The sequence below is a fragment of the Paenibacillus sp. FSL L8-0708 genome (assembly GCF_038009325.1).
Lineage (GTDB): Bacteria > Bacillota > Bacilli > Paenibacillales > Paenibacillaceae > Paenibacillus_AQ > Paenibacillus_AQ odorifer.
In genome coordinates this window covers 1,895,760-1,906,102 of the sequence record NZ_JBBPBC010000001.1, presented here as the reverse complement: position 1 = coordinate 1,906,102, position 10,343 = coordinate 1,895,760, and the positions used below count along the sequence as shown (strand labels likewise).

General features: G+C 45.5%; 8 protein-coding genes. 1 reads left to right on the top strand and 7 read right to left on the bottom strand.

What is annotated here, in order from left to right:
- Positions 1 to 29 precede the first annotated feature (29 nt).
- From NYE58_RS08775 to NYE58_RS08765, 3 genes are read right to left on the bottom strand one after another with little or no spacing between them, the layout of a single operon-like run.
- Positions 30 to 1,616 (bottom strand): extracellular solute-binding protein, encoded by a 1,587-nt coding sequence (locus NYE58_RS08775; protein ID WP_036675669.1) that lies wholly within the window; start codon positions 1,614 to 1,616, stop codon positions 30 to 32.
- Between the two features lie 34 nt (positions 1,617 to 1,650).
- Positions 1,651 to 2,535 carry a carbohydrate ABC transporter permease gene (locus NYE58_RS08770; protein ID WP_341001565.1) on the bottom strand — a complete coding sequence of 295 codons (885 nt, stop codon included), beginning with the start codon at positions 2,533 to 2,535 and terminating at the stop codon, positions 1,651 to 1,653.
- Between the two features lie 17 nt (positions 2,536 to 2,552).
- Positions 2,553 to 3,524, bottom strand: a complete 972-nt coding sequence (locus tag NYE58_RS08765; RefSeq protein ID WP_076106155.1) for an ABC transporter permease — start codon at positions 3,522 to 3,524, stop codon at positions 2,553 to 2,555.
- A gap of 264 nt (positions 3,525 to 3,788) precedes the next feature.
- Between NYE58_RS08765 and NYE58_RS08760 the strand changes: the two genes are divergently transcribed.
- Positions 3,789 to 5,780 (top strand): beta-galactosidase, encoded by a 1,992-nt coding sequence (locus NYE58_RS08760; RefSeq protein WP_036675674.1) that lies wholly within the window; start codon positions 3,789 to 3,791, stop codon positions 5,778 to 5,780.
- 75 nt (positions 5,781 to 5,855) lie between these two features.
- Here NYE58_RS08760 and fucU read toward each other — a convergent pair whose 3' ends face one another.
- From fucU to NYE58_RS08740, 4 genes are read right to left on the bottom strand one after another with little or no spacing between them, the layout of a single operon-like run.
- The gene (fucU, locus tag NYE58_RS08755; protein WP_036675675.1) at positions 5,856 to 6,284 is read right to left on the bottom strand and encodes an L-fucose mutarotase; all 429 of its coding nucleotides are present in this window, start codon (positions 6,282 to 6,284) and stop codon (positions 5,856 to 5,858) included.
- Between the two features lie 11 nt (positions 6,285 to 6,295).
- Positions 6,296 to 6,946, bottom strand: coding sequence for a class II aldolase/adducin family protein (locus NYE58_RS08750; protein WP_038569477.1), 651 nt, complete (start codon positions 6,944 to 6,946; stop codon positions 6,296 to 6,298).
- A gap of 20 nt (positions 6,947 to 6,966) precedes the next feature.
- Positions 6,967 to 8,412, bottom strand: a complete 1,446-nt coding sequence (locus NYE58_RS08745; RefSeq protein ID WP_341001564.1) for a rhamnulokinase — start codon at positions 8,410 to 8,412, stop codon at positions 6,967 to 6,969.
- 29 nt (positions 8,413 to 8,441) lie between these two features.
- Positions 8,442 to 10,205: an L-fucose isomerase gene (locus NYE58_RS08740; RefSeq protein ID WP_445321966.1), complete on the bottom strand. Its 1,764-nt coding sequence runs from the start codon at positions 10,203 to 10,205 to the stop codon at positions 8,442 to 8,444.
- Positions 10,206 to 10,343 lie beyond the last annotated feature (138 nt).

Here is a 10,343-nt window from a genome sequence, read left to right as displayed (position 1 = left end):
TCCAGCCGGATAAAAGCACTAGGAAGGATCTAGCGGTCAGCCTTAGCGTATAACTCGTTCATTTCCTTAACTAAATCATCTCCACCTGTTTTTCTCCATACATCAAATGCTGATTTCAATTCAGCTTCATCAATTTGTCCTACAATATATTTTATGCGTGCATCATTAATTACATTGTCAAGTTGAGCGCCCTTTTGCGAATATACTGTGGAAATAAAGGCCTCTGCCGGATTAACCACGATCGAAGCTTCATTTGCTTTCTGAACTTCGATTTGTTTAAGCCGCAGCGGTGTCTGAGCTACAGTCTTGGATTTGTCCTCAGGTATAAAGGCCAGAATTTGGTTTAACCCTTCCACTTCTGACTCCAGAAGGACAGTGTCTTTGGAGCGTTCAATAAAACCATCCACCATAGTGTAGTGAGTACCTTCCAAACCAAAACCTAACATCGTTTGTAATTCCGGATTATTGATTTGATCTAGAAAAGCCAGTACCCGTTTCAATTCTTCTTCGCTCTTCACAGATGATTTTGGAATAGCCAGCATGCCCGAGAAACCAGAGGTCGGCAATGTATGTAGCTTGCCATCCGTACCTGTTACGCCCCCGCTTACATCTACATAATGTTTATCCGGTTCGTCTTTGCCTTCTTTTTCTAGCGCAGCGTGAATTTTATCATCCACCCGGGCGCCTGTATCGACCACATCGACGATTACTCCTGCCTTATTGTTCACGATCGGATCTGTCCATTTGGCACTATCCATAACTGCGAAGTCGGAGTTGATCAATTTCTCATCATACAGCTTCTTCATGAACTTAAGCGCTTCCAAATATTCTGGATATTCATGCTCAGGCACCAGCTTGCCATCTTGCACGCCCCATTTATTCGGTGTTCCAAACCATAACTTAATGGTATCAAAACCGCTGGCCCACTGGCCGCTCCATTTGACCAGCACCATGCCATAAGTATCCTCTTTACCATTGCCGTCTGGATCTTTTTCCTTGAACGCTTTCAGCATATTGTAGAAATCATCTACCGTCTGCGGTGTTTGCAGCCCCACCTTCTCCAGCCAATCCTTACGGAAAACCATACCGTTACGGCCGAGTACACGCCCCCGATAGATTCCGTAATTCTTCCCATCAATAGCCGAGTTTTTCAGAATAACCGGGTTCGCTTGGCTTAAATTCGGATAATCCTTAAGATAAGGCCCTACTTCCCAGAATGCGCCCGATTTGGCAGCGTTCACAAAACTAGAAGCCTTAACATCCCCCACGTAGATAATAGTCGGCAGCTTCCCAGAAGCTAGCGTAATATTAAATTTATCTGCATAAGATGCGTTCGGGACCCACTCAAAGTGGATTTTTGTGTGGGTCTGTTTCTCCAGTTCAGCAGCAACCGGACTGCCATCCTTCGGATAATTTGTTTTGAATATCGGCAGCATGAGGGTCAGATCCAGCGGGGACTCGCTTTTCTCTTCTCCAGTATTACTACTCCCCTCACTTTTGCTGTTAGAACCTGCAGATTCATTACCTGAGCAACCTGCAACAACAGTGGTAACCATCATAGCCACAAGTAAAAGTAACAACCAGCGCTTCTTTTTTACCGAACGATTAGCTTCCATTATTATACCTCCAAATTGGAATAAGTTAAGTTTGCTATCCTTTAACAGAACCCAGCATCACCCCTTTAGCGAAATGTTTTTGCAGAAATGGGTACACACATAAAATTGGTAGAGTACCTACTACAATGACCGCCATTTTAATCGACTGCTCCGGTGGCTGCACAAAGCTCGGATCCATAGAACTCATATCGCCAGCCGCAGATTGGGACAACATTACGATCTGTCGCAGCATCACCTGCAAAGGCCATTTTGTCGGATCCGTAATGTAGAGCAGTGCCGAGAAGAAATTGTTCCAATGTCCCACAGCATAGAACAACGTAAATGTAGCAAGAACCGGTTTGGATAAAGGAAGGACTATCTTCCACAACAAGCCCAGCTCAGAACAACCATCAATACGCGCCGCTTCTTCCATTTTTATAGGCAGCTCCTGAAAAAAGTTTTTGACAATAATCAGGTTAAAGGCGCTAATTGCTCCCGGTAAAATAAGAGAATTGAGCGTATCAAGCAGATGCAGTTCCCGAATGACGAGATAGGTTGGAATCATTCCTCCACCGAACAGCATCGTAAAAATAACAAGGTTGAGTACCAAATTACGGCCCATCAGATATCGTTTTGCCATCGGATAAGCCATTGTTACCGTGAAGAATAAATTAACGACAGTTCCGATTACCGTAACATAAATAGAAACCCCTATACTGCGCATAATCGTATCTGTTGAAAAGATAAATCGGTAGGCGTCAAATGAAATCGTGGTCGGGATCAGGAATACGGCACGTTTAGTAATTTCCGCATCTGTAGCGAAGGAGCCCGAAACCACAAAGAGGAAAGGGAGAATCGCTACGATTCCGATAATCCCTAAAAATATATAATTGAATACATCAAATGCAGTTCCACCCGTACTCTTGTATTGTTTGGCCACAGCAAGCTACTCCCTTCTCAATAAAGTCCGGATTCACCAAATTTTTTGGCGATCCAATTCGTCCCGAGCACAAGCGTCACACCGATTATTGATTTGAATAATCCAACAGCTGTACTGTAGCTAAAAGCTCCCTGGGTGATTCCCAGTGCGTATACATAGGTATCGAACACCTCACCTACTTCACGATTAAGAGCATTCATCATTAAATAAATTTGTTCAAAACCGTTATCCAAAATCGTTCCCATCCGAAGAATAAGTAAAATAACGATTGTACTGCGAATAGCAGGCAACGTAATATGCCAAATCTGCCGCCACCTGTTCGCACCGTCTACTACCGCAGCCTCATATTGCTCCACATCTACACCGGCCAGCGCTGCCAGGAATATAATTGTCCCCCAACCGCACTCCTTCCAGATCGTCTGGAGAATAATCAATGGACGGAACCAGTCGGGATTAGCTAGAAAGTCTATTTTCCTGCCTGTAAACGTATACAAAAACTCATTTACAGTCCCGCCTTCCGTAGTTAGAAATACATAGCTCATACTGGCCACAATGACCATGGATATAAAGTGCGGAACATAAATCATCGTTTGTATCGTCTTTTTATAGAAGGAAAGCCGTATTTCGTTTAGAAGTAGTGCCAGAATAATCGGCGCCGGAAAAAAGAAAATCAAATTATAAAAAGATAACAATAACGTATTGCGCAGCAGCATAAAGAAATCGGGATTCTGGAAAAAAACACGAAAATGCTCAAAACCTACCCATTCACTTTTCTGAAAACCAAGAAACGGCTGGTAATTCTTAAAAGCCAACAGCACGCCCCACATCGGAACATATTTGAAAACAAGAAAATAAAGGACTCCAGGGAGCAGCAGAATATATAACCATTTATCACGTTTAAAACGTTTCCATCTTCTTACCCGGATATTTCGATAGGTCTGCGGTTTTAGCTGTTGTTCTGCAGTTCCCGGAACTGTTACGTGCTTCATCCTGTTCACCTCCATTTGTCATGTACATCTCGCGATTACTGTAGCCATGGATTACTGCAATCACCCTTACTGCGACTCCTATTATGCTGCTAGTGATTTTTTCCAGCAATCGGACTTTTTTGAACGCTCTATATAAGCTAAAAATCCCATTTTATCTAAAAAGTCCAAACCGCGCAAAAGTTTACTATTGCCCGCAAGACCCTAACAACCTATGATTCCAAGTGATGATTTCCAGCAAATGTTTGCCTTAAAGGGGGAGCTGAATTGAAGAACAAGTTATACTATGGTGCTGCTTGGTATCCCGAGCTATGGAGTGAAGAGGTGCTTGAGCAGGACATCCTTCTAATGAAAGAAACGGGGATTAATATCGTACGAATCGGAGAATTCATTTGGTCTGCCTTGGAGCCAGAAGAAGATAAGATTGATATCCGTCCCGTCGTGAAATATATCGAAAGGTTACATAGAAACGGAATTGACACAGTAATGTGTACGCCGACACCTACACCCCCCATTTGGCTTACCCATGGACATCCTGAGCGCTGTTATGTGGATGAGAGCGGAACGGTAATGGGACATGGAGCACGGCAGCATATCTGTACGAACAATCCTTATTTTCGTGAGCGGGCTGCCATCATTACGGAGCATATTGCCAAGGAGACCGGAGCACTTCCGGGGTTAACCGCCTGGCAGCTCGATAACGAATTCAAAGCGCATGTGGCGGAGTGCATGTGTGAGACCTGTAAAGGCTTATGGCATATCTGGTTGCAGCAGCGCTACAGCTCCATTGAAAAGTTGAATGAGGCATGGGGAACAGCCGTCTGGAGCCAAACTTATCAACGTTTTGATCAGGTGCCACAGCCAGGACCCGCACCTTTCCTCCACAATTCATCTCTGCGGACGATGTACCGCTTATTTTCAATGGAAAAAATCGCTGAATTCGCCGATGAGCAGGCTGATATTATCCGCCGCCACTCCTCTGCACCAATTACCCACAACAGCAGTGTCGCTTTTCATCTAGATAATGAGCGGCTATTTCAGAATCTCGACTTTGCCGCCTACGACACTTATGCCTCACAGGAAAATATGCATGCTTATCTGCTTAACTGTGATCTATGGCGAAATTTCAAGCCGGGAAAAGATTTCTGGATAATGGAGACAGGACCCTCGTTTGCCGCATCTCTAGTAAGTTTTGGTGTGCCACATCCGAACGGATATCTGAAGGCAGAAGCGGTTGCCGCCTATGCGCTGGGTGCAGGTGCATTTTGCTATTGGCTCTGGCGCCAGCATACTTCCGGAAGTGAACAAACACATAGCTCGATCCTTAGTGCCTGGGGAGAACCCGCTCTAGGGTACGATAATGTGCTGGAGGCCAATCAAGCACGGCAAGAAATTGAACAAATTATGCTCTCCACCCGGCCCCTTCGGGCAGATGTTGCGATTACCTATTCGGACAGAACCAAAGCTTATCTCGCAACTGAACCTCATCGGAAGCTAAATTATCGTAGTCTGCTGGGCGATTTCTACAAAAGAATTCTACATATGGGTATTCACCGGGATCTGCTGCCCGAAGGCGGTGACTTAACCGGATACAAGCTGTTATTCACTCCATTCGTACATTATTTGTCCCCCGAGTATGTGGAAAGTGCGCTGGCCTTCACAGCAGCTGGCGGGATTTGGATTGTCGGTCCTCTTACCGGAGGACGAACGAAGGAGCATACCCTTCATAGGAATGCCGGACTTGGGGAATTGGAGCGATTAGCAGGAGTCAAAACTAAGTTTATCTATCCGCTGGAATTAACAGGCACGATTGGACACGCTTTTGGGGTATCTGCTCCCTTGTCCATGTGGAGTTCTGTTTTTGAACCCGTTTCAGAGTCCGCTTCCAGTCTCGGAATGATTACGGAGGGGGTGACACCGGGTTTGTCCTTCCTGACGGAGCAGCCTTACGGACAAGGTACTATTGTTATGCTGGGTTCAATGCCTGCCGGTGAAGAAGGTGACCTAATGTTATGTAAACTTATTGATCATTATGCAGAACGTACTGGTGTTACCGTACGCAGTGATGTCACTAAGGGAACCCTTGTCTGCCCTAGAAGCAATGACCAAGGTACCGAAGTGTGGACCATTGTAAATATGGATGGACACGGGGGAAGTCTCACACTCCCGCGGGACGGACATGATGTTCTCTCAGGCAAATCCGTGGCCTGCGGCCCCCTCTCCCTTGGTGCATATGAGTACAGAGTAATCCGGTTATAAATACTTATCCTTACAGCATAAAAAGCCGCTAACTCCTTGGTCACCCAAGCGGTTAGCGGCTTCATTTCCGTTATTTTAACTTTTAATAACGCCTTTTTTAAGAATAACATTCCCATACAATGCTTCTTCACCAGTAACTATAACCGCATAACTTTGCTTAGAACGGTTATAGAAATCAAAACGTTCCTCATGTTTAATCGTCGCTTCAGCATCATGCTTGGCAATGATAGTCTCGTATGTGGACCAGATGACCGGTACAGTTGGATCTCCAGCCACCACTGCCATAAAAGCCACCTGTTGCTCTGCATAATGATCCAGAGGTAACAACTCTAAGATGGCATCCAGCAGGTCAGGAATACCGATGCCATCATATCTCAGTACCCTCGGATTCAACGAATGTCCGGGATAATTCGCATCAGCCAATACAAGCTCATCCCCATGACCCATTTCCATCAGAATGCGCACCAGCTCCGGAGACAGCAGCTTAGGAATTCCTTTTAACATAAGGCACCTCTTTACTTCCCATAAAATGATCGCAACGCTACCAGCTCATCAATCCGATGCTGCGGCAATTCTCTCTCCCCGCCAATCATCCGGGTAATGAAGGTGAGCTTGGCGGTATACTCAAGCCGCTCCATGTTCAGATATGCTTCCATAACATCTTCTCCCCAAGTAAGGGCTCCGTGATTCTCGAGCAGGACCGCAGTTTTTTTGCCCAGGAAAGGCATCAGTGAATCTGGAATTTCTTCCGTCGATGGTGTTCCATATTCCGCCAATGGAATATCTCCGATCATGATCACCGACTCTGGCATCATCATCTTGTCGAGCGCCTCACCTTTTATGGCAAATGCAGTAGCATACGGGGGATGTGCATGGACCACACCCTTCATCTCTGGCAGCTCATTATAAATTCTTAGATGCATTTTCGCTTCCGTTGAGGGTCTGTAGCCTTCAGCTGCTTCAAGGACTTCACCTTGCAAATTCACTTTTACAAGCATATGAGGCTCTAAATATCCCTTACTCACCGCTCTGGGGGTAGTCAGAATTACATTCTCTGATAAGCGAGCAGAAATATTCCCATCATTAGCCGCGATAAAATCTTTATTAAACAGGTTTCTCCCGATATCACAAATCTGCAAACGTAATTTTTGTTCCAATGTATCCATAGGGTTTCTCTCCTCGTATCCTATTTTTCACAAACCTTCACCAAAGAAGGCTGATATGTCTTAAAGGCAAAAGATCTTTCCACTACCTGCTTGCCCTCGGAGATTTCCAATTCCCCTAGGGCAGCCAGTTGAATAATTATATTGCCAATTGCACTAGCTTCCACAGGCCCTGCTACAACTTTTCTCCCCGTTATATTAGCGGTAAGCTGACAGAGCAGTTCATTCTGAATCCCACCACCGACCATATGAATGATATTGATTTTTTTGCCGGTGATCTCTTCCATTTCGTTAATCGTATGGCGATAGGACTCTGCTAAGCTCTCAAGTATGACGCGAATAATCTCAGCTTTCGTGTAGGGGGCTTGCTGGCCTATTCGTTCGCAATATTCTCTAATCCGTTGGGTCATCACACCGGGTGTACTAAACAGTTCATCATTCGGATCAATAATTGCTGGGGCATGATTTATGGTTTCAGCTAGCTCAACCATTTGGCCTTGGCTGACGTATTTTCCCGCTTCTGCCCAATTCCTTTGCAGCTCCTGCAAAATCCATAGTCCCGTTATATTTTTGAGCAAACGATTAGATTGGCCGTAACACTGCTCATTTGTGAATCCGTATTCATAGCTTTTCTCTGTAATGACAGCTTCAGGCGTCTCCATGCCCACTATCGACCATGTTCCACAGCTTATAAATGCTGCATTATCCTTAAGAGAATACGGAATGGAAGCTACTGCTGAAGCCGTATCATGAGAAGCACCCGCAATTACCTCCATTGGACCAACGCTAAGCTCCTCTTGAATTACCGGAAGGATAGGACCAATGACCGTCCCCGATTGAACCTGTTGTGGCACTAGGCTAACCGGGATACTAAGCCTGCTAAATACTTCAGTAGAGACTTCACCAGATACAGCGTCCATTAAGCCACTTGTACTCCAAATCGTGCTTTCTGCTGCCGCGATACCAGAGAACAAATAGTGGAACAGGTCTGGCATCATTAAAATAGTATCTGCGACCTCTAGCAGAGAATCATTATCCTGAAAATCAGCAAACAGCTGATAAACCGTATTAATCAAGCTCGGTTGAATACCAGTAACGCTAAATTGCTCCCTTGGCGGAAGCAGTACCTCCAACCCTAGACGATGACTTCCCATTCTCTTATCCCTATAATGATGGGGGGAATAGAGCAACATCCCTCTTTTATCAATAAAACCGTAATCGACTCCCCACGTATCCACGCTTAGAGACCTCAATTTTCCACGCGCCCTATAAGCTCTCTGGATTCCTTTTTTCATTTCGTGAAAGAGCTTCAAAACATCCCAATACAAATGCCCGCCAATATACACCGGGGTATTAGCAAACCGATGAATTTCTTCCATGCGAAGGGTGTTACCGTCATACAATCCCAACATCACTCTTCCGGAGCTGGCGCCAAGATCCATAGCCAGAGGCTTAATCGTATCACCCATTTCACGCACACCTGCTTCACAAGAAGATTTTAATATAGCGGTCCGAAATTCTGACAGGCTCTGTAATCTGCTCCTTCCAGATTCTCCGTCCCAAATAACGACCACACCCGTGGTCTGAAAATACGTGATTCCTCAACGTTATGCATACTTACTGGAATACGCAAAATCGACGCCAGCGTAATTAGATCCGCCCCGATATGGTCATAACTGATCGCCCCATGATTCGCGCCCCAATTATTCATGACATCATATACCGATTGGAATGAACCACTGTTAGTTAGCTTAGGAGCGAACCAGGTCGTCGGCCAGGTCGGATCTGTTCTTTGATCCAAAATATGATGAACCTCTTCAGGCAGCTCTACAGTGTAACCTTCAACAAGCTGAAGAACAGGTCCAAGCCCCTTCACCAGGTTCAAGCGAGCCATAGTAACCGGCATTCCGCCTTTGGTTAAATAATCGGTAGAGAAGCCGCCTCCTCGGAAATATTCTTGAGAAGCTGGCCGGAATTGTGTATTGCTTAGACAAGCCTCAGCCTCTTCGTCTGAAATCTCCCAAAACGGTTTGATTGCAGGCTTACCCTCTATCCTCTGCTCACCTGTGCCATCAAGCGCTGCCGAACCAGAGTTGATCAGATGCAGTATTCCGTGAGCTGCTTCTCCCTCCAATTGATGACCCGTCACTCGCTTAACGGCATCGGGACTCCAGAAGGTTCGGACATCAGCAAAAATTTGTGCTGTATTCGTAAGCAAATAATTGAACAACATCGTTACCCCATTCAGGCTGTCATTCTCTGTCGCTACGAGATAAGGAGCCCGTTTGCCGTTCCAGTCAAAAGAAGAATTCAACATCGTCTCCATGAAATCGCCGTTAGGGAAATGGTCCGTCCATTGTCTCTGGCCTTGGAAACCGCCAACAATTGCATTGTGGCCGTTAGCTTCCTCCTCAAAACCAAGCTCAGCGAGAACCGGATTGCCGATCATCAGGTCGCGGGCGATCAATGTCATTTTCACACAAGTCTCCCACTGCTTCTCTTTCTCTTCTGCACTGATTTGCAGATGCTGCGGATTATTATCAGCGCCAACTTGGCAGTTTTCTTTAGTCCAGGCAAGCGCCCGCTTAAATTCCTCTTTATCATAAATCTCTTCTTCAAAGCGCCGGACATATTCAGACATATCTATATATTCATTGCGCATGCCCAGATACTCTTGGAAAAATTGTTCATTCACAATGGAACCCGCAATCCCCATCGAAACAGAACCCATAGATAAATATGATTTCCCCTTCATTTGAGCAACTGCTAAGCCTGCTCTAGCAAACTGTAGCAATTTAGACTGCACATCCACTGGAATCTCTTCACTGCTAGACTCTTGAACATCTTCACCATAGATACCAAACGCAGGAATTCCCTTTTGAGCATACGCAGAGAGAACAGCAGCTAGATACACAGCACCCGGCCGTTCCGTTCCGTTAAATCCCCACACGGCATGCGGAATGGATGAATCCATATCCATTGTCTCTGAGCCATAACACCAGCAAGGCGTCACGGTGATCGACACCCCTACGTTAGCCCCGGAGAATTTCTGAGCCGCCGCAGCAGCTTCTTTAACACCACCGATCGTAGAATCGGCGATGATGCACTCTACAGGACTCCCATTTGGATACCTTAAATTCGCTTCAATAAACTTAGCCACCCGCTGAGCCATGCCCATCGTTTGCTCTTCCAGTGATTCACGAACGCCTCTTCTTCTGCCATCAATGGTTGGGCGGATACCAATTTTCGGATAGTTTTCTATCAATGCCGTTCCTCCTCAAGATCATCTTAGAGTCATCGTTAATAGATCTATTTCTCCTTCATCATAAAATCTGCAAGCGCTTTAGTCAACACAAACCAACATATTACCTAAACAAAAGTGTGGTTTTATGTGATATAA